We start from the raw sequence: 22875 nt of genomic DNA, 5'->3' as shown, positions 1-22875 counted from the left end.
CTGCACTCTCCCACGCCCGATCGCGAGCGCCGGGCGGCGATGTGACAAAACCTCACCCTCTGGCGCTGTTTAAGACCGTGAGAAGACCTGTATTTGTCGACAGCTCCGGCCGCCGGCGCCGCGCTGTCCTGGTGCTCGGAAGCGGACTCGGGGTCCTGCTCGTCACCGGACTGGTCATGCTCCTGGCCGGGCTGTTCACGGGGTCACCAGGTCAATTGCCGGGCTGGCCGGACGCGGCCCACCCGGAGCCCGCCGCGACCCCCGCGCAGGAGCCTGAGCCAGCGCCCACCTCCGCCACGCCGCAGCAGAAGCCGACCGCCACCCCCGCCACTGTGCCGGCCACCACCCCTCCCGGAAACGGGAACGGCAACGGCAACGGCCACGGACGGCCGTCGAAGACCCCCGGCAAGCCGTGAGCCACCGATTAGTAAGGCAGCCCAGAGCCCACTGGATTCTCCTGCTGCTCGGCCTTGTCGTCCTGCTCGGCCTGCTGATGCTGGGCGGATATTCCAGCGGCGTGCTCGGCGGGTCCGGGCGCGATCAGCCGGCCGGCGATATGCAGGCCGACCGCGTACCAGAAGAAGCTCTTAAAGCCGGACCGGTGATCAGGCTGGACGGTCCCACGGTCCGGAGCCTGTCGATGCCTGAAAAGACCATCGCGCTGACGTTTGACGATGGGCCTGATCCACAGTGGACGCCGCAGATTCTTGACATCCTCGCCAAATATGACGCTAAGGCGACCTTCTTTGTCATCGGGGCAAACGTCAACGAAGAGCCTGAGCTGACCAGGCGCATCGCCGATGAGGGGCACGAGCTCGGATCGCACACGTTCACGCATGCCGAGCTGGCGGTCACATCCGCGTGGCAGCGTCAGCTGGAGATCACGCTGACGGGCAACGCGATCGCTGGCGCGACGGGTTTGCAGACCAACCTATTCCGGCCACCGTTTTCGTCCAGTGCGGACGCGTTGACCAATGGTGATTTCGAAACGCTGCAAGAGATCGCTCAGCTGGGCTATGTCGCTGTGCTGTCCGATGTGGACACTAAGGACTGGAAGCGCCCAGGAACCGATGCGATCGTCAAGGCCGGTACACCGGAGGTAGTCGCCGGAGCGGTCGTGCTGATGCACGACGGTGGCGGTGACCGGAGCCAAACCGTTGCGGCCCTTGATGTTATGCTTCCGGCGCTGAAGGCCAAAGGCTACCGTTTCGAGACGGTGTCGAAGGCGGCTGGCGCACCGTCGGCGATGACACCGGCTCCGACGGCACAGCAGTGGCGGGGCAAGACGTTGCGGTGGGCGCAGGTGGTCGCTTCGGCTGTCGCGACGGGAATGACGTGGCTGCTGGGCATCGCGTTGAGCCTTGCTGTGCTGCGGTTGGTGGTGCAGCTCATTACGGTTCGCCTGCACCGCAAGCGCGTCAAGCGGCGCTGGTCTTACCGGCGTTACGAGGTGCTGGTGCCGGTGTCGGTGATCGTTCCGGCGTACAACGAAGCGGCCAACATCGCGGCGACCGTGCGTTCACTTGTGGCAAGCGACTACCCCTATCTGGAAGTGATCGTCGTCGACGATGGCTCCAGCGATGGCACCGCTGACATCGTCCGGCGGCTTCGCCTGCCCGACGTTTTCGTTATCCAGCAAGCGAACGCGGGCAAGCCGGCCGCGCTTAACACGGGCATGCGGGCCGCCCGGGGCGAGTTGTTCGTGCTGGTGGACGGAGACACCGTCTTTCAGCCCGATACCGTCTACAACCTCGTGCAAGGGTTCGCCGATCCCCGTGTTGGCGCGATCGCGGGCAACACCAAGGTCGCTAACCGCAAGGGTTTCCTCGGTCGCTGGCAGCATTTGGAATATGTGATCGGGTTCAACCTCGACCGGCGGTTCTATGATGTCGCGGGTTGCATGCCGACAATTCCGGGTGCGATCGGGGCGTTCCGGGCCGAGGTGATGAACGATGTCGCCGGTGTTCCGGGCGACACGCTCGCCGAGGACACCGACTTGACCATGGCCGTGATCCGGGCCGGGTGGAAGGTGACCTACGAAGAGCACGCGATCGCCTGGACCGAGGCGCCTTCGACGTTGCGGCAACTGTGGCGCCAGCGGTACCGGTGGTGTTACGGGACGATGCAAGCGATGTGGAAGCACCGCCGGGCCGTCGGTGAACGTAACCGGCTAAAGATCGGGCTGACCTATCTGGCCCTTTTCCAGGTGGCGCTGCCGCTAACCGCGCCCGCGGTCGACATCTTCGCCGTCTATGGCCTGCTTTTCCTTACGTGGCAACAGATCGCCGTGTTCTGGATCGGCCTGCTGGCGCTGCAAGGTTTCGCGGCGGCGGTGGCGCTCAAGCTCGACCGGGAAAAGCTCGGCCCGCTGGTGAGCATCGCCTTCCAGCAGATCGTCTACCGGCAGCTGATGTATCTAGTGGTCGTTCAGTCCGTCGTGACCGCCCTGATCGGCAGCAGGCTCGGCTGGCACCGCATGGCCCGTACGGGATCGGCCGCCGCGCTGATGTCGCACGATGAGCATGATCGGCCTCTTGCCAGAAATTAACGGATGGAGCACGCTCTAGGAAAATTTCTTTCCACCCCCTCTGGAGTGTTAATGGACAGACGAACGACCTTGAAGCTCGCGGCTTTGGCAGCGTTGGGCGCGGCGAACACCGCGGCCGTGCAGCCGAAGAAACCACCCGTGAGCACGACACGCAACGTCCTGTTCAAACGGTGGAATAGCGACGCGGAACTGAGCACGGGAACACTCGCCGGGCTGGCCCTGGCCGGTGGCGCTCTGACGATCTCGGCTCCCGTGGGCCAGCGCAGCTTCACTGACCCGGTCACCGGAACGTCGGGCACCTACGACTACGCGACCTGGACGTCACCGATGCTTCCCGTCGGGTTCACCGCGACCGAAGCGATCGCCTCGTGGACCGCGAGCACGCCCGGTGGCACCTGGCTGGAGATCCGCCTTCGTGGGGTGACTCAGCTCGGCAACACCACGAAGTGGTACATCATGGGCGTCTGGGCCGCTGACGACACCGAAATCACGCGCACCTCGGTGTCGCTGCAAGGAGACACCGACGGATTTGTCTCCGTCGACACTTTCGTCGCGGCGGAGGGTCACGCTGTTACCAGTGTTCAGGTCGAGGTCGCCCTCTACCGTCCAGCTGGGACAACGCAGACGCCACAGGTCCGCTCGATGGGAATGATGGCCTCACAGCTGCCGGAGCCCGGAAGCGTCGCCGCCAGCACGCCCGCGCTCGCTCAGGGCGTTGTGCTGCCGGTGCCGCAGTATTCGCAGCACCTGCACGACGGTCACTATCCGCAGTGGGACAACGGCGGTGAAGCCTGGTGCAGCCCGACGTCGACCTCGATGGTCGTGGCGCACTGGGGCACTGGGCCGACGCCAGCCGACTACGCCTGGGTCGACCCGTCCTTTGCCGACCCCTGGGTCGACTACGCGGCCCGCAACACCTTCGACTACACCTACAGCGGTTGCGGCAACTGGCCGTTCAACTCCGCCTACGCCGGCCGGTTCGGCTTGGAAGGATTCGTGACGCGGCTGCGCTCGCTCAACGAGGCTGAGAAGTTCATCGCCGCGGGCATTCCGCTGGTCCTGTCGCTGTCGTTCAAGAAGGGCAAGATTCCTGGTTTGAGCTACGGCACGAATGGGCACTTGCTGGTGTTGGTGGGTTTCACCGCGACCGGGCAGCCCGTGCTCAACGACCCGGCCGCCGTGGACAACCCCGCGGTCCGCAAGATTGTTGGCAGGGCTGAATTTGAGGCCGCCTGGCTCGATACGAGCGGCGGCATCACCTACGTTATTCACCCGTCATCAGTGTCCTTGCCCACGCCCCCCGGGCAAGCAAACTGGTGAACGGCCCCGATCCGGGGCGGGTGCGAATGCCCGCCCCGGATCCGGGTAATAATGTCCGCGTGACCGGCGATCTTCAGGTGAGCGACCGGCTCGTCATTCCCGCGGCGGAACTAGGCGAGCGGTTCTCACGCAGCTCCGGCCCGGGTGGCCAGGGCGTCAACACCACGGACAGCCGGGTTGAGCTCAGTTTTGATGTGCAGCGGTCAGCCAGCCTGCCCGAGCACCTGCGAAACCGTGCCATCGAGCGGCTCGGTTCGCGCCTGGTCAACGGAGTCCTGACGATCACCGCGAGCGAACACCGGGCGCAGCTGCAAAACCGTGTCGCCGCGCGAGCCCGGATGGCCGCGCTGTTGCGTGACGCCATCGCACCGCCGGGGCCGGCGCGCCGCCCGACCAAGCCCAGCAAGGGTTCCGTCGAGCGCCGGATCGCCTCGAAGAAGCGCCGCTCCACCATCAAGCAATTGCGCCGCGGCGACGAATGAGCGCGCGGTAGCTTTCCAGCACGGCGGGCCGGTGCTCGGGCCGCGCTAGGATGTCGGTGTTGTCCACCCAAAGCTCGATGGAACCGATGGGCGGCAAGCGTTTCAGCTCCGGGTCGGTGATCAGGGCAAGCAGTTCCGAGGTGAGTTCACTGGCGACTGTCCGGTAAGGACGGTCGAAAAAGGGGACGGTCGCTGGCTTTACGGCGGGCAGCCCGCGTTGCCGCTGCCGCTCGGCTAGGAAATCGGCTGCCCGGCAAAGGCCGTCTTCGCGCTCATGCCAGGTCTTCGCGGTCGCGGCTTGTTCTAGGTGTGGGGTAAGTGATTCAGCGAGAGGGAGCAGTCTCTCCGTCCACTTTGGATAAGGGATCCATTGCCGCTCTAGGAAGAAGGCCAGCTGCATCAGCACCGTGACGAGCCGGGCGCTGAGCATCCGGGACTGCAGCTCCTGTCCCGTTTCGGCCGTGCGGCCCACAAACGCCAGCCCCTGCGCGAGTTTCTGCCAGGCCGAGGCCAGATTGAAAACCTCAACCTCCAGGGGGTACTCCCGGAGTTTGCTCTTCCATTGACCAAACGCCACTGTCGTGTCGTGAAACACCGGCCCCCCAACGGCTTCGAGCACGCTGTGCCCGGTGAGGCAGAGCCAGTCGAGGTGGCTGAGCGGCAGCAACCCCAGGCGGCTCGCGATAAACGCCTCAACCGTCGCGATTTCGGTTTGGTGCACGGGCTGTGGATTCCACGTCACCGGGAAGCGCACCGGCCTGCCCCGGAACGTTTCCGGCAGGTCACGCTCCAGCGACGCGCTCAGATCGCCGATGGCCTGCTCATCAGCCGCGTCGACGAGCAGCGTGAGCCGACAGCCCCAGTCGTGATCCTGGCTGCGCGCGTCATCGAGCCCGAGCACGTCTGAGCCGGACCCGAGCCTCCCGGCTAAGTGGCGCAAGCGGGGAAACCCGCGGTTGAGCAGGGGAGCCACGAGCTCCCGGTAGAACGCTTCGGACAGCGCCGCACCTGCCAGTTCAGTCACGAAAGGCATTATCTTCTGCCAAAGTGGATTTTGTGGCGGGCAAAGACGGCCGGTTCTCCCCACCGTGGACAGTCATCGTCCCGGTGGCGGCGTTGCTTCCGCTGTTTCTTCTTTGGGGACGCAAGCCGCCCATCGCGGGTGTCATCGTCGTGGCCCTGCTGCTCGGCGCCGCCGTCCTGGCCGCTGTGCACCACGCTGAGGTCATCGCGCACCGGGTCGGTGAACCCATGGGCTCGCTGACCCTCGCTGTCGCGGTGACGGTCATCGAGGTCGGTCTTATTGTGACGCTCATGTCGGCCGGCGGCCCGAAGAGTTACTCCCTCGCCCGTGACACGGTCTTCGCCGCGGTCATGATTACCTGCAACGGCATCGTCGGACTGGCGCTCGTGTCCGGCACGCTACGGCGAAAAGTGGCACTGTTCAATGCGGAGGGAACGGGTGCCGCGTGGGCGACGGTCGCGACCATCGCGACGCTCTCACTGGTGCTGCCGACCTTCACGACCAGTCAGCCTGGACCGGAATTCGCTCCGGCGCAGCTGGCCTTCGCTGGCGTCGCTTCGCTCGCGCTCTACGGCCTGTTCGTGCTCACACAGACAAAGCGGCACCGCGACTTCTTCCAGCCGATCGCGACCGACGGGACCGTCATCGACACCGCGGCCGAGGATGCCCACGGGCTCCCGAGCATCAGGGCGAGCATGCTCAGCCTCGGGTTCCTCGTCGTGGCGATGGTGGCGGTCGTTGGCGACGCGAAGCTCATCTCCCCGTCCATTGAGGATTCAGTCGCGGCCGCGGGCTTACCGGCCGGAGTGGTTGGTGTGGTGATCGCCCTGCTCGTGCTGCTGCCCGAAGGCATGGCCGCCGTGCGTGCGGCGCGGCGCGACCGGATTCAAGTCAGCCTCAACCTCGCCGTGGGATCGGCGATCGCCAGCATCGGCCTGACCATTCCAGCCGTGGCGCTCGCGTCGGTGTGGCTTGACGGACCGCTGATCTTAGGACTGGGCCCGATCCATATGGCGCTGCTCGCGCTGACGATCGTGGTAGGAACGCTGACGATCGTTCCAGGACGGGCGACCCTGCTCAATGGCTCGATCCATCTCGCCATTCTGGCGGCGTTTCTCGTGCTCACGACGGTGCCCTAAGACGGTGGTGGGACCAGCAGGGGTGCGCCAGGCTGGTCCCACTTACCTCAGCGCCGGGTCATCAAAATTCGTCACAGTGACGGTCCGGCATCGGCAGACGCCTATAGGACATGAAACGTTTAACTTTCTTTCTAGTGGCGTTGCTGGGGCTCGGGGTGGTCCCCGCGCCCGCGGCGGCCGCCACGCCAATGCAGATCTTCGGTGCGTGGCACTGCAGCGACGATTTCTGCACCTGGGCGACCGTGCGTTCGGTCGCGCAATTCGACAGCCAGAATCACTGGCTGATCGACCGGGGCGATGGGCGGCCCTCGGTCAACCTTGTCGTGCTCAGCTTCGTCAACCCACTGCGGCTGCTCAACCAGACCACCGACGCCGGCAACCTCAACGGCATCCCCCGCGGGATGAACACGGACATCGTGAACTATTTCAAATCACGGGGCATCCGCGTCATGTTCTCCATCGGCGGATTCACCTACGCCGACGACTGGGACACCGCCCTCGCTAGCAACGCCAGCCTGCTCGGGCAGCGGGCCGCCGCGATGGCCTCGCAGTTCGGGGTAGGGGTGGAGATTGATTACGAGCGCAGCACCAACCCGAACCTGACCGGGCTCCAGGCGTTCATCAGTGCCTACCGTGCCGTGCATCCCTACGACGCGTCCGGATCGGACCATCGCGCACGGCTGACCATCGACGTCGCGGCCGGTGACCGCTATCTGATCGACATCAACCGCAAGGCGACGGCCGACTGGCTGCGCACTGACGCTCCGGTGCTCGACTACGCCAACGCGATGGTGCCGGCCCGTCAGCCGTCAGCTTCGGCCGCGCAAGGGCACTGGCAGGAACACGTGGACGGCAAATCCAACTACTCCCCGCCAATTCCGCCACTAGCGCCAGCGAAGTTCACGGGCAGCCTGTATGTCGCTTATGGACGGTCGCCGCTGCCGGAGTGCACCAACTTCAGCAGCTCGGTGCAAAAGGCGGTGGGGCCGTATGTCCAAACTGTCGCGCCCAACGGCGCGGGCACCACACCGGGGATGCTCGGGCTGATGTTCTGGGCCGCGGAACGCCCGGCAACCCGGGGCATCGGCACGGTTCCGCCGAACACCTGCGAGGGTGGAATGGGTGCTGGCGCAACGGCTTTCAGCATCGCGATCCCGATGCCGGCCCTGCGGCAGAGCTGAGAAAAAAGGGTTCCGGCGCCGCGCACCGACGCCGGAACCTCCCTAGCGTATCAGGCTAGGCTCGGTACGCGTTCCACGCCGACAGCATCCTCGCGGCCTGTCCTGCGGTGAACTCGTACATGCAGGCGTCTTCCGTGTAATCCATGAAGTTATGGATCGGGTCGAGGCCTGGCTTGCTGGCGCAAGTGTCGCGCCCGGTGGGGCAGCCGAAGGCCGGTGAGGCCTCGGCGGGGGTGTCGGAAACCTGGTCGCCCTGACCGTTACACCCACCTTGGAAGGTGTGGTAGAGGTTGAGCCAGTGCCCGACTTCGTGCGTAGCGGTGTCGCCCAGGTCGTACGGGGCGGCGGTGCCACCCGGCGCCGATTCGTGCAGCATGACCACGCCGTCAGTCGTGTTGAGCTTCGACTTCGGGAACGTGGCCCAGCCGAGCAGATCGTCGCTGAGCTCACCGGTGTAGATGTTGAGCGTTCCCATGTCGCCGACCCGCAGGGCCGCCTTCATCTGCTTCTCCGCCGCCGATCCATAGATGATCGGGTACCAAGCGGGGTTGGTGACCCGGTTGATCGACTGCAGAGAGAACTGGAACGAGGTCGCGGCCCCGCCGGTCGCACCGGCGTAAGCCTGGTTCAGCACATTCATCTGTGCGTTCACCATGGAATCGGGAATGTTGCCATTGGCCCTGGTGCCGTCCTCGGAAATGATGTGGAACACCACCGGGATCGTGACAGCCGCGGCCGCCACATCACCCGGCTTGGCTTCCTTCTTGCCCTTAGCGGAAAGAAGGTCACGCATCTCCTGATCGCGGCGTGCCGCTTCAGCCGGGCTGAGCTCGTTGGGGTCGTGCTTGGCTCCGCCACCAGGCTTCGCTTTCGCACTTACCGAGGTCTCGGTCACGGTCGCACAGATGTCGCTTTGTGCGGCCGCGAGGCTGACAGTGGCCGGGTTTAGGGCCATAACGGCCGCTGCGGCGAGGGTTACCGCACCGGCACTACTGAGGGTGCGCCTCAGTTTCATCGAATCACCTCTCCCAATGAACGATGTGGAGAGGAGCCTATGGTCAATACCGAGGATTACTCAAGGATCGGCGACGGTAAACCGATCGGGTTAGAGATCGGCAGCCCGGCGTAAGCCCGCTGGGAAAGCGGAGTCAGCAGGTCGACGAGGCGGTCCGTCGCTTCTGGACCGAGATCTTCCCAAGGGCGAAACGCTAGCCGGTCCGTTATCGCCTCAATGTCGCGATGTGCTTGAGCCGCAAGGGCTGTCGCACGTCCCTCGAGGTCGAGCCAGCCGCGGGCCATCAGCCGTTGTTCCGCTTCGGCCCACTGCTCGTCGGTCCATCCCCGGGCCGGCTGAAGGGCATCACGCGACAAATCAAGACTTGTACGCCAAACCAGCGCCTCGCAACCGTCGAGTTCCCAGGACACCAGCGCGGCGACGTGCCCATCGCCGCGGTGTTCCCTAAGGACGGTCGTGGCATGCCACAGCTTGGCGATCGGCTCGCTTGGCACGGGCAGGGCGGCATTGGCCGCCGCGAGCACCCGTCCCGCTGTATCGACATAGCTAGCTGCTTCACTGAGCAGGTCGGCTGCCTCAGACAGGGTCGGCTGCTCGCCGAGGAGCCGCCGCAGGGCAGCGACCGCACCGTCTTGGCGGGCCTGCAACACCGCCTCGGGTGTGGCCCGGGTCCACACGTCGGGCAAGGCCCGCTCCACCATCGGCGCGGCGAAACTGAAGAAAGCGGCGGTGACCGGGGCTGCGTCCACTTTGCCCAGTGGCGCGCTACGCCCGGCGAAGTAACCGCGCCAGAATCCTCTTAGTCCCGCCGTCTCAAACCGCTCACGGCACTCGGGAACGAAGTAGGTCACCGCGTGCAGCGGCTCGAACAGGGACCACATCCGGCGGGCGTCGTGAGGCATGCCTCATGAAATCACAAGCGGCGGAAGTGGGCAGTGCAGCAGAGCACACACCGTTCGCAGCAGTTCGATTTCGCGTACCGACGGCGCACCGTCAAAGGACACGACCGCCTCGGCCGCGTTGATGAGCTGTTCCTTGCCATCCGGGCCTAGCTCGCGCAACACGTGCCAGACGTCGTCGAGCCGTGTGACGGGCAGCTTTTGCCACCCTTGCGTCTCGTCGGGAAACGCCACCGTCATTCCGGCGCGAAAGGCCGGATCGTCCTCGGCGAGAACCATCAGCAGCGTGATCGCTTCGGTTTTGGCGCTGCGCAGCGAACGGCGCTCGGAGTGCCAGTGGGGTTTCGGGTGCATCGACTGGTAGAGATCGCTGTGCAACATCGCGGAGAAGCAATATTCAAACGTACTGATCCGTCCGTCGGCGTTGATGAGCGCTTGCACCGCGTCTAGTACCGCCTCTTGTTCAGCCTCCGAGCGGTGCCGCAGGGCCGGGAAGGCGATCTCGGCCAGCGGCAGGCGCAGGAGCGGGTCGAGCATGACGAGCTGCCCTGACTCGCGAAACGCGGTGTCAGCGACCTCGGGCCCATAGCGAGCGGACAGCTCCGCGTACTGGGCTTGGCGCACCGGTGCGTCCTGAGACAGAAGCAGCCCGAGCACGAGCGGGATCACCTGATCGACGCGGTGCGCCCGGTCCCGGATGTCAGGCGGAATCCGGTCCAGCAACATCGCCGCACGCGCGTAGTGCTGATCCTCGGGCGTCGCCACCTTGTCGGTAAGACCCATGGTGCCCGCACCGGGCGTCGCCGGGCGCAGGCCCAGCGGAGTGGAGTCGTTCCAATGCGACGGCAGCTTCGCCGCGCCGAGCGCTGACGGCTTGCCGGGCGAGTCTTGGAGCGGGCCTGTTCCGGCGGCTAGGCGGCTTTCGGTCAGGCCCAGGGTCACGTCTTCTTGCATGCCAACGGGTGGCGACTGCGCCCAATGCTGTTGCAGGGCGGCCAGTTGCGCGACGTCGAAGTCGGGTTCGAGCGCCTTGATGCGGTCGGGCAGCGGCGGATGGGTCGCGAAAAGCGACTGCCGCTTCTTGGCCCCGGAGCCGAAGAGCATGTGCCCGACCTCTTCGCTCTTGGGCGCCTTGATCGTGGATCCGCCGGGCAGGCCCGCGATCTTCTTGAGCGCACCCGCGATGCCTGTGGTCTGGCGCGTGAACTGAACGGCTGAGGCGTCCGCCAAGTACTCACGTTTGCGTGACACCGATGCCTTAATCATCCGTCCAAAGAAGACACCGACAAACCCGGCGATCACCAAGGCGATGCCGATGAGGGGCAACGGGTTCCCGCCCGACTTCTCATCGCGGGAGCGGGTGAAAACTCCCGCGCGCATCATCGTCTCGCCAGCGACGGTCAGGAACAGGATGCCGAAAAGGAGTCCCATGAGGCGGATGTTGAGCCGCATGTCGCCGTTAACCACGTGACTGAATTCGTGTGCGATGACCCCTTGCAGCTCATCGCGATTGAGCCGTTCGAGTGCCCCGCGCGTCACCGCCACAGCGGCGTCCGAAGTGGACCAGCCGGCCGCGAAAGCGTTGATGGACTCCTCGTGCTGGAGCACATATACCTCGGGAACCGGTGTCCCAGAAGCGATCGCGATCTCCTCGACCACGTTGCGCAGCCGCCGCAACTGCGGGTCGGTCGTGTCCTCCGGCACATAGTCGCCGCCGAGTTCGCGTGCCACCCGCCCGCCACCGCCGCGCAACGTCGCCGTGCGGTAGAGCGTCGCGAGCCCGATGGCCGCCGCTGTCGCGATGCTGCTGACCGTCACGATCTGCACGATGTCGCTCGTTGAAGCGCCGAAAGCGTTGAAGGCGAACAGAACCGCGAGGTCGACGGTGATGATGATGCCGATGACGGCGAGCGCGAACAGCAGCACCAGCCGGAAGGACATCCGGCGCAGGTGCCGCTGGCGGTCGAAGAAGTTTGAGGACATCTAGAACTTGACTTCTGGAGCCTTGCGCTCTTCGGGACCTTCCGTGGCCTCAAGCAAGGCGGCCGGCGCGAAGCCCATGGGGCCAGCGACCACGTTGCCGGGGAAGGCTTCCCGCTTGTTGTTGTACGCCATCACGGCGTCGTTGTAAGCCTGCCGCGCGAACGCGACCTTGTTCTCCGTGGAGGTTAGCTCTTCGGAGAGCTGCATCATGTTCTGATTCGCTTTGAGGTCCGGATAGGCCTCAGAAAGCGCGAACAGCCGCCCCAGCGTTTGGCTCAGCACGTTTTCCGACGCGGCCAGGTTCTGCATCGCGGCGGGATCGCCGGGATTGGCCGCGGCCGAGGCTTGTGCCGTCACGGCTGAGTTGCGCGCCTGGATCACCGCGTCGAGGGTCTCGCGCTCGTGCTTCATGTAGCCCTTGGCGGTCTCGACCAGATTCGGGATCAGGTCATGGCGCCGCTTGAGCTGAACATCGATCTGAGCGAACGCGTTCTTGTACGCGTTACGCGCCCGGACCAGGCCGTTGTAAACGGACACGCCGTAGCCCACGACCGCCGCGACGATCAGCAGGAGGCATACCAATCCCAGAATCCACTCCATTCGCGCAGAATATCCGAATTTGTCTCGCTCTTGAGGCGTTTTCGATCTGCTACAAATAGCCACGTGGTGTCACTTCGCGATGCGGCGCTCGATGCGGCCCGGGACTGCGTGCTGGCCTATGGCGTGCGCAGGACGACCCTGACCGACGTGGCCCGCCGGGCAGGGGTGTCCCGGATGTCGATCTACCGCCGCTGGCCCGATGTCACCACGCTTGTCGCTGATCTCATGAGCCGCGAGTGGCACGAGGTCATCGTCTCGGCCCCGCCGACCATCGACAACATCGTGACCGTGGCCAGACGGCTGCGCGAGCACCCGCTTCTGCGCAAGATTTGCGAGGCTGACCCGGAGACACTGCTGCCCTATGTGCTGTCGCGCCGGGGCACCAGCCAGCAGGAGATGCTGACGTTCCTGGAGGAGGCGCTGCGCGCGGGGCAGGAAGCTGGGGCGGTCCGTTCCGGGGACCCGGGGCACCTGGCACGGGCCGTCTTGCTGACCGTCCAGTCGTTCGTCTTGTCGGCACCGGTCGCCCTCGATGAGTCCTTTTCGGACGACGATCTCGATCACGAGCTTCGTGCGTTGCTGACGCGCTATCTGACCTCCTGATTCTGTGTTTGTCGCACCTCTGCTGTAGAAATACCGCGTGCTTGCGGGAGATCAGAGCAGTGTGACTCAGGTGGTGCCGCCGATACAGCCGCGCAAACTGGCCAAGGTGCCGTTTGCCGAGCTGGCGGAAGGACGGTTGCAAGGGGTGGTCTCATCCGGATCGGACATTGACCGGGTCTACGTGTCCTCGATCGAGGCGGGCACCCACGACTTCAGTTGCAGCACCAACAACAACCGCCCGTGCGGTGGGGTCTATGGCGGTGGCTGCAAACACTTGAGCGCGCTCATGGACGAGGCGATCCTTCAATACGGAGCCGGTAGAGTCCGCCGCTATTTGCGCATTGACGGCGAGGGTGATGACCTCATGCGCCAGCTCAAAGGAACCCATCAGCAGGCGCCCGCGGCGACGGTGTTTAGCCGGTTCCTGCGGCACCTCGCCTATTTGGAGCTGCCCACCACCACAGAGCCGTTGCCAGAGTTGCACTGGTTCCCGGCCCGCCGAAGGGAAAGCTGATGCTGCCGGCTCACTACGAAGCACTGGCTTCAGCGCCAGCGGGAGTTGACGAGGCCCTCGGTTTGCTCGACGGCTTCGATGAGGCGCTGTGCCATGGGTTTGCCCGCTTAACGGACGCGCACGCGGGAGCACTCGCGGCGCTGGCGGGCGCGGTTGGCTCGACGCCGCTGCGGGAACGGGTCGCCGAAGCGGCCGAGAAGATCGCCGCCGGATCGGTTTCCAGCGAACACCTCATGGCGCTGGCGGCGGCGCGTGCCGCCATCACGGGAGCGGTGCACGACGCCTTGCTGGCACAGTTTGACGCCGCCACTTCCCGCACCCGCGCCGTTTGGTCGCCGTCCACTTCGGACAGTCCGTCCGCTCCGGAGAACTTGCTTGGGGCGGCACGGTCGTGGCTGGCGGAGCTGGGTGTGACCGGGTGGCGCGGCGTGACAAATGACTTGGTGGCCGCTTCGGCGACGGTGGTGCAAGGGTTACTGGGCGATCCGTCCTCGCGGCGGCTGGGGGTGCTGCTTGATGGGCTAGCCGCCGAGCTGAGCGCTTGCAGTCCACTCGCGACGATGGAGCAACTGCCGGCCCGGCGCTGGGGTGACCTGTGGTCACGGGCGCTTCTGTTGTCACAGCACGGAAGCTGGGGTGGCGGCGACGTCACCACCGTTTCGGGGCGGCTGCTGATCCTGGGCGCTGATGTGCACGAGCACGAAACCACGGTGCAGGTTCAGGTGCACGGGATCATCGAGGGGGAAACGCCGCGGCTCGTTCGGGCGAGCTTGACCGCGGCTAAGGTCGCGACCATTACGGGGGCGGGGGATTGGCGACTGCTCACGGCGTACCAGGCGATGCTCCGCGCCTTGGCCGAGAAGCGCGGCCTGGAGTTGAGCGAGATGCCGGTGCTCGCCTCCGGCGATCTGGTCTGGCAGGACGAGCGCGCTCAGGTTGGTGATGTGGCCGATCCGTTCACGACGGCGCGGGTCCTGTTGCCGAAGGCGACCGCGGCTGCCACACCGCCGCTCGACCGGCACCCGGTGCGCATCGCGGAGCCGGTTCTCGTTGAGGGGCAACAGATCCCTGACATCGACCGGCTGCCCGCGACCGGGCCATTGACCCGGGACCTCGTCGCCGGTGCCTCGGCGTGCATCGGGCTGATGCGCTGGGACGCGGGGCGATGGGTGCTGCAACCACTCGCCGTGCAGGCGACGGTCAAGAAGAAGCCCGTGTCGGTCCACAATGGAGACTGGGCGCAGGGGATACCGGATCCCAAGGTGGCCAAGGCAGAAGCGGCCAGCGGTGACGCCGTCGCCGTGCTGCGGGAACGGGCAGGACGGTTGCTGCGTAAATGAGTTCAGACGAGAGCCGCCGGCAGGTCCTTTACTGGCGCCTGCTGGCCAGACTGTTCGATGGCGAAGAGCAGCCGACGCTGGAGTCAGCCAGTGTCGCGATCGTGGAAGATCTGGGGTTGCCGGTCGCGTTGCTGGATCCGTCGATCTCGGTGGATACGGTGGTGCAACGGTTTCCGGATATCGCCGCCGAGTTTGATGGGCTGATGGCCGAGGGGCCCGGGGAGCCCGACGGTGGGGAAGTGCGCCGGGCAGCGCTGGTTTCCAAAGTGCTGCTCAATGTTTTCGCCACCGGCTCGGGCAATGTGACAGCGACCCAGCTGTCGAAGTGGCAAGCCGACGCTGGCTGGTTCGAACGGGCGCTCGGCATGGACCCGGGTGAGTTGCGGACGAGGCCGCAAGGCAACGAGCTAGGCGGCGTGCTCGCTGGGCTCGAAGGCGATCTGGTCAAGCGCATGCACCTGCGCGAGGTGCTGGCAGACCCGGCTTTGGCCAAGCAGCTGACGCCGAGCATGTCCCTGATCGAACAGTTGCTGCGCGACAAGAACAATCTCGACGGGCTCGCGCTCGCTAACGCTAAGTCGCTGATCCGGCGGTTCGTGGACGAGGTCGCCCAGGTTCTGCGGACTCAGGTCGAGCAGACCAGCGTGGGCACGATCGACCGCACCGTGCCGCCCAAGCGCGTGTTCCGCAACCTTGACCTCGACCGGACCATCTGGAAGAACCTGACCAACTGGAGCCCGGAAGACGAGCGGCTCTATGTGGACCGCTTGTTCTACAAGCAAACCGCGCGGCGCACTACTCCCGCCAAACTCATCGTCGTGGTGGACCAGTCCGGGTCGATGGTCGACTCGATGGTCAACTGCACCATCCTGGCGTCGATTTTCGCTGGGCTGCCTAAAGTGGACGTGCACCTCATCGCCTTTGACACCAGGGCTTTGGATCTCACCCCTTGGGTGCACGATCCGTTCGAAGTGCTGTTGCGAACCAACTTGGGCGGCGGTAACGACGGCCCGGTCGCGATGGCGATGGCCCGCCCGAAGATCACCGATCCGCGAAACACCGTCATGGTCTGGATTTCTGACTTCTACGAGTTCGGCCGGTCACAGCCGCTTTTTGAAGGCATCGAGGCGGTGCACCGATCGGGGGTCAAGTTCATTCCGGTCGGCTCGGTGAACAGCAGTGGGACCCAGAGCGTCGACCCGTGGTTCCGCCAGCGCTTCAAAGACCTGGGCACGCCGGTGCTATCCGGTCACATCCGCAAACTTGTCGCCGAACTGAAGAACTTTCTGACCTAGGAGAACCAATGCTTCGCCCCCCTGCCGAGATCAAGTACGCCGAGGAACTCGACTGGCTGGAGTCCATTGACGACGGCCCGAAGCCGTTCTCGTGGCGCCTGAGCCCCAAGATGGTCCGGCTATTCGTCCTCGGTTCCGAGCGCTCCGACGGACTCGACCGTGAGGTCAGCCAGAAGTGGTTCGGTGACCGCAGTTTCGTCGAGCGCAGCATCGTCACGCTGGCCTCCGACCGCGGGCTGCTCCTGATCGGCGACCCGGGCACGGGCAAGAGCTGGCTGGCCGAACTGCTCGCTGCCGCGATCTGCCGCAACTCGACGCTCGTGGTGCAGGGCACGGCCGGCACGACCGAAGATCACATCAAGTATTCGTGGAACGTCTCGATGGTTATCGCGAAAGGACAGTCGCGTCAGTCGATGATCCCGTCGCCCATCATGACCGCGATGGAAACCGGTGTGATTGGCCGTTTCGAGGAGCTGACGCGGTCAACGTCTGACGTGCAGGACGCGCTGATCTCGATTCTGTCGGAAAAATATGTCTCCATTCCGGAGCTCGACGACGACAACATCGTGTTCGCGCAACCGGGCTTTTCCATCATCGCGACGGCCAACAGCCGTGACCGTGGCGTCAACGACCTGTCGTCAGCCTTGAAGCGCCGGTTCAACTTCGTGCGGATTCCCGTGGTCACTAACAAGCGCAGCGAGGCCGAGATCGTGCGGTTCCGCACCGCGGAGTTGTTGCGCCGGCACCAGATCGAGCTTGAGGTCCCGCCGACGCTGCTCGACATCCTGCTGCAGAGCTTCGCCGATCTGCGGGCGGCCGCCTCCGCTGCCACCAGCGATGACGAGAAGCTGGAGTCGGCGCTGTCGACCGCGGAACAGATTGGTGTGCTTGAAGACGCGATCCTGCACAGCCAGTTCTTCGGCGACACCGCACTTCGTGCCTCGACCCTGGCCAGCTCGCTCGTCGGTTCGCTGGCCCGGCGCAGTCCGGAGGATCTGGCCATCCTCAACAAGTACTGGCACGGTGTGGTCGAGCCACGCAGCAAGGCTGACGGTGGTGAGTGGCCAGACTTCCTTGAAGGCGGCCGCCAGGCGATCTCCACCCTGTCATGACATTCGACGCACTGCGGGCACAGCTAACCGGCGCCGCGACCGCTTTCGCCGACGGCCCAGGAGTCCTGGCCGGGATTCTGTCTGGAATGGTCGATGACGTTGACCGCGCTCTGCGCGAGCCGCTGGAGATTTTCCCGGTCTGTCACCACTCGCCAGCCTCCGGGCTGGCGATGGTGCGCCGCCTGCGGGAGAAGCAGCCGAAGGTCATTTATCTGGAGCTGTGCGAAGACCTTCAGCCGTTGCTGAGCGAGCTGCGCAACTGTCACCTTCCGGTGGCGCTGCAAGCTTTCGCGTCTGAGCTCGACGGCTTTCCCGATGACTGGGGTCCGCTGAGCGTGGTCGCTCCAGTCACCGAATCCTCGGCTGAGTACCAGGCGATCGCGTACGCGCTGGAAACGCCAGGGGTCGAGCTGGTGCTTGTGGACCGCTCGTCGGATCACGTGTTCCAGTGGATGCCCCAAGACGACGCCAAACCCGCTGAGGCTGACTCACTGCATGGCGACGCGGTCGGGATCGAGGTCGGTGACCTGCGGCCACGGTTCGCTGAGCTGGAGTCCTATCTGCTGCATCACGGGAAGGTGCGCCACTGGTCGGAGTGGTGGGACCAATATGTGGAGCAACCGCTCGCTGACGCCAGCTACGAGACCTACCGTCAGGCGATGGTGCTGATCGGCAGCCTGTTCCGGCGGCTGGGCACTGATGATAGGTCCAAGCTGGACCGTGATGAGGACCGCGAGCGTTACATGTGGACGCGGATGCGGGAACACCTGGCTTCCTCCGGCGTGCCTGTGAGTGATTGCCTTTACATCTGCGGTGCCTTCCACGCGGCTTCGCATGTCGCCGAGTTTGGCTCTGCCTCTGATGTCATGTTTGACATCTCGGAGCGCACGGGCACGAAGTGGCTCTACGGCATGATTCCGTCGAGCTATTCAGCCATCGAAGGCCAGTTCTCCCTCGCGCCTAGTTCGGTGTCGATCGCGGCCACGACGTGGTCAAAATCGTTAAGCCGCAGTGGGCTAAAGCCGTTCTCGCTGAGTGGGCAGAAGGGAAAGGCCAAGGGCGGCCGCAAGGCTCTCGCCGCCCCGGTGCCGGCGGTGGAGACAAGCGATCAGCTGACTTCCTTCCTGTCCCGCCCGCCCACGCTGGACAGTCTCGACGAAGCGGAGCTGCTCGGCTGGTGCGTCGATATCGTCCGGCTCGCCCGGCGAAACGGTTACCTGGCAAGCACTGCCGATGCCATCGCCATTTACGAGACGTCGATTCTGTTGGCCGGCATGCGCAACCGTGCCCGGCCCACGCCCTATGACTTCCAAGACGCCGCTGTCACGTGCATCGAGAAGGAAACGGTGCCTGGGCGCCGGGATGTGCGGCGGCTCTGCGAGATCCTCATGGGCGGCGATCGCATCGGCCAGGTCGGCTATGACGCGTTGCCACCGCTAGCCCGCGACGTCTATGACCGGCTCGTCCCGCTGGAGCTCAAGCTTGAGCAACGGACCGTCCAGCGGGCTTTGCTTGACCTGCAAGCCAATCCGCACCTGCAGCCGTGCTCACGGTTGTTGTGGATGCTGCGTTACCTCATGCCCCAGGGCGCCGTCCGGCCTATCATGGGTGACCGCAAGCTCGGCGAACAGTCCATTCAGGAGAGCTGGGATCTGGCGATCGGCAAGAACCAGCGTGCCCTGATCGAGCTGGGCTATGAGGGTGTGACCATCGAGCAGGTGCTCGAACAGCGGTTGCGCAGGGCGGTTAACGCTCCTAACGCGACTGCGGCCACAGCCCTTGCCGCTGTTGAGGATTCGCTTCTTTACCTGGGCAGCCGCCGGTTCACCGACGAGCTCGGCCAGCGCGCGGTCACGTTGCTCGCCTCGGAACGGGCGGCCGATGACGCGCCTCAGGTGCTGCAGCGGATTCGCCGGTTGCTCGCCTTCTACCGGACGTCCAGTCAAACGCTGCCCGCCTGGTGTGAGTCGTTCGTCAAGACCGGTTACGCGCACTACTGCACACTGCTGCCAACGGCCTTCGTCGACGAGGAGACCGGCGTTCGCCAAGTCGCGGCGATGCTCGGCTTTCTGTCCACAATGGAGAGTCTTGCGATGTCACTCGGCTGCGACCGCGCGCAGCTGGAGATCGCGGTGCAGCAGTCTCATCCAGAAGCACCCGCCAAGGTCGCGCTGCTGTGGGCGGTCCGCTATCAGCTTGGTCTGCTGCCACTGAGCGAGCTGCGCTCCCGTGCGCACGAATTGCTGGCCAACCCGCTGATCGTGCCGAAATTCCCGTTGTATCTCAGCGGATTCGTGCAAGCACTCGAACCCGTGCCAACGCTGTCCTCCTTCGTCGTCGAGCTGATGTCGACTGCCTTCGCCAAACTGCCCGATCCGGTGCTGTTGCCGTGGCTGCCAACGCTGATCACGACGTTGCGCGAGCAGGCGCCCGAGTTCGTGCCAGTGCTCGTGCGCGAGGCCGGCCGCACGTTCCCCGGCAACCTGCCCGCCGTGGACACCTTCGTGCCCCCGTGGCTTGCCCCGGCCAGACCGGCCGTTTCCGTGGCAGCGCCAGCGTCCTCGGCGGCGACCGTCCTCATCGCCGGTCATCCCGAAACGACAGACGCTCTCGCGGCGCTCCTCGGCTGCGACGCCACGTGGATCTCCCAAAGCGCTCCCGGCGGCCTGGCGCTACTGGCCGAGCATCCCGCGACCGCGGAAGCCTTGCTGGAACTGATCGGTTAGCGGGGTCAGGTGTACATCAGGTTTGAGGCGACCGAGGCCAACGAGCACGGCAGGCGGGTCGGGATCTTTGGGCTGGCCAACGGCCTCGCGAGATCGGGGAAGCTGAGTGCCGAAGACTGGAAGTGGTGGCGTGCGAACAATGACTGGCTCGACGCCGCCTACGCCGATCCCGGCAAAGTTGACGCCACCTTGTTTGACAAGTCGGTCAACCCGCACGTCACCTGCTGGTTCAAGGACTCGGCCGGGCATCTTCTCGAACGGGTACCCGGCTATCTAGCTTTGCTTGACCGCTATGACGTCGCCTGGGTTGAAGTGCGCTCCAGCGATCCTGGCGTCGTGCTCTATGAGGACGACGTCCAGATCGTTGTCGCTGCGCACAGGACAACGGAACTGGGCACGGCCGCATAAGCTCGGTCCACGCCGGATGGAGGAGGACGGGTGCGGATTCCACGGTTTTGGGCTGCGGCCGAAGGATCGGGCACGGGGCCGCAGGGGGAGCGGCTGTTCCGGCGGGCCTGGGGATGGTCGATGTCGTCCACGGCCGAGGCGCTCACCGTCGCACATGAGCAGTTGCGGTCCGCGCTCGCTAACGTCCTGTCTGGCACCCGTGTCGGTGGCTACTATCCGCGTGCTCCGTTGCGTGAGCCCATTTTGGACGAAGTCCTCGATGGTACTGAGCAAGCCCTTGCGGTTACCCGCAATCGTTATGGCGCCGAGGTCCTCAACACCGACCGCCTGCTGATCGCTGATATCGACCTGCCCGAACTGGAAGATCAGGCCGGTGATGGCTGGCTGCGGCGCCTGTTTCGGCGGCGCCCGGCTCGGGAAGAAACGCCGGGCGAGCCGCCGGTGGTGCAAGAGCGGGTTGCCGAGCTGGAGCGCTGGGCGGCGGCCCATCCGGATTTCGGCGTGATCGTTTACCGTACGGCCTCCGGTCTGCGCGTGTTCGTCACCGGTGTCAGTGAGCCCACGACCTCGGCACAAGGCGAGAGCATTCTGGTTGAGCTGGGTGCTGACCCGATCTATCGCGAGCTGTGCCGCACTCACGGGACATTCCGTGCCCGCCTCACGCCAAAGCCATGGCGCCTGCCCGGCTTCAAGGCACCGGGGGACCGCTGGCCTTTCGCCGACAGCCGGTCCGAACGCCGTTTCCAGCGCTGGCTTGACGACTATGAGGCCGCCTCCCGTGGCTACGCCGTGTGCCGGCGGCTCGCGGCCTATGGACGCGCCCCGTCGGTGTGGGAGGCACACATCATCCAGCGGCACGACGACCGCGCGTTGGTGCAGACCGTGTTGCCCCTCGCTTGACGAGGAGGCCCGCTAAAGCAAAATCCGGCTTCGCTCAGCTTCGTTAGCCTGGAGCCGCTGCTGGCAGGTGGTGCGCCGGGCTTCGAGGCGGGCGTGCAGCTGCCGTACTTTGCCGATGAGCTCTTCGACATTTGCCTGGGCGTCCTTGATTCGCCCCCGCACTGACAGGTCAGAGAAGATGTTATCGAACCAAACGTCGGCGAAGCGGGTGAATTCGCCGATCGCCAGACCGGGCATCACGGCGGCAGCACCCTGAACGTCAGCCAGCTCATGGCGCAGCTTCGTCAGCGCATCGTCGGCAGCGTCGGCGGCTCGCGCCGCTTCGTCAAGGCGCGAATGCTTGATAGAACTGCTGATGATGCCACCTCCGAAGAAAGTGTCGTAGGTGGACCAGTTTGAGGCGCTCGACAGCAGGGAATCCACCCGGCCCAGCGCTTCCAGCGCGCTCGCCGCGGCGTCCCGAGCTTCTTCGGTCTCCGTCAGCTCCGCCGCTAACGTTCCGCGCTCTTCGGCCAGCTTCGCCAGTTTGTTGCCCCGGTGTCCGCCGGATCTGGTTAGGGCACGCTCTTTGTCAGCCAAGGCGGCCCGAAACTGTTGTGGGGCATGAGAAACCGAGGCTCGCCGGGTGTCGGTTTGCTGAAGTTCCGCGACCGCTGTATCGAGCCGCGCCTGAGCTTCCGCGACGCGGTATCGCGCGGCCTCGGCTTCAGCCTTCTCCCGCGCCAGATCGTTGTCGCGTGAGCCGCGAAGGGAGGCGATAACCCTTGTCAGCGAGAGCTTTTCGAGCTTCGTCACATCCCTGGCTTCCACGGCGTGGGCCTCGGTCAGCTCGGCGACCGTCTGGCGCCGGAGCGCGACCAGCTGGCGCAACTCCTCGCATCTTGCTGTCAGGATCTCTAGCTCACGCATAGCTTGAGCGGCACAAGCCAGCTTCGTTTCGTAGTCCCCGTCGGTCATGGACACCATTGATAGCAGCCGGGTGCAAAAGACGTCCTAGCGGAAGATCTCGTAGCGCGACGGATCGTCAGGCAAGAACCAGTGGAAGCCTTCTTCGAAGAACACGGCCACGAGGTTGGCCGCGATGATCGCGAGGAACAGCCCGAGCGCGACGTGTGACAGCACACCGAACCGGATGCCGGTGGGGAGCAGCTCCCGGGCGAAGATCAGGCTCACGCCACAGAAGAGGATCACGATCACGAAGGTGATGAAAGCCCACGTGTAGAGGTGCAGCCCCAGGACCGGCTCACCGTAACCCGGGTCGGGTGGCCGGATGTGCAAGAGCATCTGCCGCGCCGACATCGCCGCACCGGCGACGGCCGAGATGATGCTGATGCCGTATCCGGTCGCGTAGTCACGGAGCGAGACACCGCCGTGCCGGGCCCGGCTGATGATGTAGGCGGGCCCGAAGGCCGTCAGAACCATCGACATGCGCTGCAACACGCACAATGGACACGGATACTCCCGCCCGATGAACTGCACGGCGAACGCGCTAAGCAAGACCCCGCAATAGGCGAGCACAAAAGCGTGCGCGAGCCAGAAGCCGATGCGGTTGCCGATGCCTGGCATGAGTCCACCTAGAAATTCAGGGGGAGCTTGCTGGTGATGTGATGGCTGAGCAGCCAGAGCACCGCGGCCAGGCTGACCGTCCACAGGATCAGGATCAGCCGGCGGGACTTACCGCGATACGTCACCCATCCCGTGTAAAGCAGCAGGCCGAAGATCAAGGTGTCCATGCCATCCTCCAGTTACGATCTTCGGAGGTTTGGCCATCTTTGTCTGCGAAACC

22 protein-coding genes are annotated in these 22875 nt (G+C 65.0%); 14 read left to right on the top strand and 8 right to left on the bottom strand.

Annotated elements, in window-relative coordinates; all coding sequences use genetic code 11:
- Positions 1-77: 77 nt before the first annotated feature.
- The 4 genes from A3E1_RS40250 to arfB are packed head-to-tail and all read left to right on the top strand — an operon-like array spanning position 78 to position 4350.
- On the top strand, positions 78-416 hold the full coding sequence (locus A3E1_RS40250) for a hypothetical protein (RefSeq protein WP_157631517.1): 339 nt from the start codon (positions 78-80) through the stop codon (positions 414-416).
- Positions 413-2548 (top strand): bifunctional polysaccharide deacetylase/glycosyltransferase family 2 protein, encoded by a 2136-nt coding sequence (locus tag A3E1_RS0114500; protein ID WP_020521503.1) that lies wholly within the window; start codon positions 413-415, stop codon positions 2546-2548. Before A3E1_RS40250 ends, A3E1_RS0114500 begins: the two co-directional genes overlap by 4 nt.
- 51 nt (positions 2549-2599) lie before the next feature.
- Positions 2600-3868 carry a C39 family peptidase gene (locus A3E1_RS0114495; protein ID WP_020521502.1) on the top strand — a complete coding sequence of 423 codons (1269 nt, stop codon included), beginning with the start codon at positions 2600-2602 and terminating at the stop codon, positions 3866-3868.
- A 26-nt stretch (positions 3869-3894) separates the two neighbouring features.
- Positions 3895-4350, top strand: a complete 456-nt coding sequence (arfB, locus tag A3E1_RS0114490; RefSeq protein WP_051105027.1) for an alternative ribosome rescue aminoacyl-tRNA hydrolase ArfB — start codon at positions 3895-3897, stop codon at positions 4348-4350.
- On the opposite strand, the gene A3E1_RS40245 is transcribed toward arfB, so the two are convergent.
- Complete coding sequence (locus A3E1_RS40245) at positions 4322-5374, bottom strand: DUF4037 domain-containing protein (protein WP_157631516.1); 1053 nt, start codon at positions 5372-5374, stop codon at positions 4322-4324. The two genes, arfB and A3E1_RS40245, sit on opposite strands and share 29 nt — an antisense overlap.
- Positions 5375-5397: 23 nt before the next feature.
- Between A3E1_RS40245 and A3E1_RS0114480 the strand changes: the two genes are divergently transcribed.
- Together A3E1_RS0114480 and A3E1_RS0114475 are read left to right on the top strand one after the other, a co-directional pair.
- Positions 5398-6513: a calcium:proton antiporter gene (locus A3E1_RS0114480; RefSeq protein WP_020521499.1), complete on the top strand. Its 1116-nt coding sequence runs from the start codon at positions 5398-5400 to the stop codon at positions 6511-6513.
- 110 nt (positions 6514-6623) lie between these two features.
- A complete protein-coding gene (locus tag A3E1_RS0114475) occupies positions 6624-7694 on the top strand; it encodes a glycoside hydrolase family 18 protein (RefSeq protein WP_083929499.1) in 1071 nt (356 codons plus the stop codon).
- A gap of 55 nt (positions 7695-7749) precedes the next feature.
- On the opposite strand, the gene A3E1_RS0114470 is transcribed toward A3E1_RS0114475, so the two are convergent.
- From A3E1_RS0114470 to A3E1_RS0114455, 4 genes are read right to left on the bottom strand one after another with little or no spacing between them, the layout of a single operon-like run.
- Positions 7750-8709, bottom strand: a complete 960-nt coding sequence (locus tag A3E1_RS0114470; RefSeq protein WP_020521497.1) for a zinc metalloprotease — start codon at positions 8707-8709, stop codon at positions 7750-7752.
- 56 nt (positions 8710-8765) lie between these two features.
- A complete protein-coding gene (locus A3E1_RS0114465) occupies positions 8766-9611 on the bottom strand; it encodes an SCO6745 family protein (RefSeq protein ID WP_157631515.1) in 846 nt (281 codons plus the stop codon).
- Between the two features lie 3 nt (positions 9612-9614).
- Entirely contained in the window at positions 9615-11591 is a 1977-nt protein-coding gene (locus tag A3E1_RS0114460) for a M48 family metallopeptidase (RefSeq protein ID WP_020521495.1), read from the bottom strand.
- The gene (locus A3E1_RS0114455) at positions 11592-12191 is read right to left on the bottom strand and encodes a LemA family protein (protein ID WP_020521494.1); all 600 of its coding nucleotides are present in this window, start codon (positions 12189-12191) and stop codon (positions 11592-11594) included.
- 63 nt (positions 12192-12254) lie between these two features.
- On the opposite strand from A3E1_RS0114455, the gene A3E1_RS0114450 reads away from it, so the two are divergent.
- From A3E1_RS0114450 to A3E1_RS0114415, 8 genes are all read left to right on the top strand, one after another.
- Positions 12255-12794 (top strand): TetR/AcrR family transcriptional regulator, encoded by a 540-nt coding sequence (locus tag A3E1_RS0114450; RefSeq protein WP_020521493.1) that lies wholly within the window; start codon positions 12255-12257, stop codon positions 12792-12794.
- Between the two features lie 61 nt (positions 12795-12855).
- On the top strand, positions 12856-13308 hold the full coding sequence (locus A3E1_RS0114445) for a hypothetical protein (RefSeq protein WP_211215929.1): 453 nt from the start codon (positions 12856-12858) through the stop codon (positions 13306-13308).
- Complete coding sequence (locus A3E1_RS0114440) at positions 13308-14648, top strand: hypothetical protein (protein ID WP_020521491.1); 1341 nt, start codon at positions 13308-13310, stop codon at positions 14646-14648. The genes A3E1_RS0114445 and A3E1_RS0114440 overlap by 1 nt, the downstream gene beginning before the upstream one ends.
- Positions 14645-15943 carry a VWA domain-containing protein gene (locus A3E1_RS0114435; protein ID WP_020521490.1) on the top strand — a complete coding sequence of 433 codons (1299 nt, stop codon included), beginning with the start codon at positions 14645-14647 and terminating at the stop codon, positions 15941-15943. Before A3E1_RS0114440 ends, A3E1_RS0114435 begins: the two co-directional genes overlap by 4 nt.
- An 8-nt stretch (positions 15944-15951) precedes the next feature.
- Complete coding sequence (locus A3E1_RS0114430; protein WP_020521489.1) at positions 15952-17055, top strand: ATP-binding protein; 1104 nt, start codon at positions 15952-15954, stop codon at positions 17053-17055.
- Complete coding sequence (locus A3E1_RS0114425; protein ID WP_020521488.1) at positions 17052-19781, top strand: DUF5682 family protein; 2730 nt, start codon at positions 17052-17054, stop codon at positions 19779-19781. The genes A3E1_RS0114430 and A3E1_RS0114425 overlap by 4 nt, the downstream gene beginning before the upstream one ends.
- A 9-nt stretch (positions 19782-19790) precedes the next feature.
- Positions 19791-20189, top strand: coding sequence for a hypothetical protein (locus tag A3E1_RS0114420; RefSeq protein ID WP_020521487.1), 399 nt, complete (start codon positions 19791-19793; stop codon positions 20187-20189).
- 30 nt (positions 20190-20219) lie between these two features.
- A complete protein-coding gene (locus A3E1_RS0114415; RefSeq protein ID WP_020521486.1) occupies positions 20220-21089 on the top strand; it encodes a hypothetical protein in 870 nt (289 codons plus the stop codon).
- Positions 21090-21101: 12 nt separating this feature from the next.
- Here A3E1_RS0114415 and A3E1_RS0114410 read toward each other — a convergent pair whose 3' ends face one another.
- Genes A3E1_RS0114410 through A3E1_RS47690 form a run of 3 tightly spaced genes read right to left on the bottom strand, consistent with a single transcriptional unit; the run spans position 21102 to position 22822 of the window.
- A complete protein-coding gene (locus A3E1_RS0114410; protein ID WP_157631514.1) occupies positions 21102-22046 on the bottom strand; it encodes a hypothetical protein in 945 nt (314 codons plus the stop codon).
- A gap of 36 nt (positions 22047-22082) precedes the next feature.
- Positions 22083-22646: a disulfide bond formation protein B gene (locus tag A3E1_RS0114405; protein WP_026208434.1), complete on the bottom strand. Its 564-nt coding sequence runs from the start codon at positions 22644-22646 to the stop codon at positions 22083-22085.
- Positions 22647-22663: 17 nt separating this feature from the next.
- The gene (locus A3E1_RS47690; protein WP_020521483.1) at positions 22664-22822 is read right to left on the bottom strand and encodes a DUF5993 family protein; all 159 of its coding nucleotides are present in this window, start codon (positions 22820-22822) and stop codon (positions 22664-22666) included.
- Positions 22823-22875 lie beyond the last annotated feature (53 nt).

The organism is Catelliglobosispora koreensis DSM 44566 (assembly GCF_000379685.1).
GTDB lineage: Bacteria > Actinomycetota > Actinomycetes > Mycobacteriales > Micromonosporaceae > Catelliglobosispora > Catelliglobosispora koreensis.
Note: the sequence above shows the minus strand (reverse complement) of the source record. Positions and strands in the feature narration are given on the sequence as shown.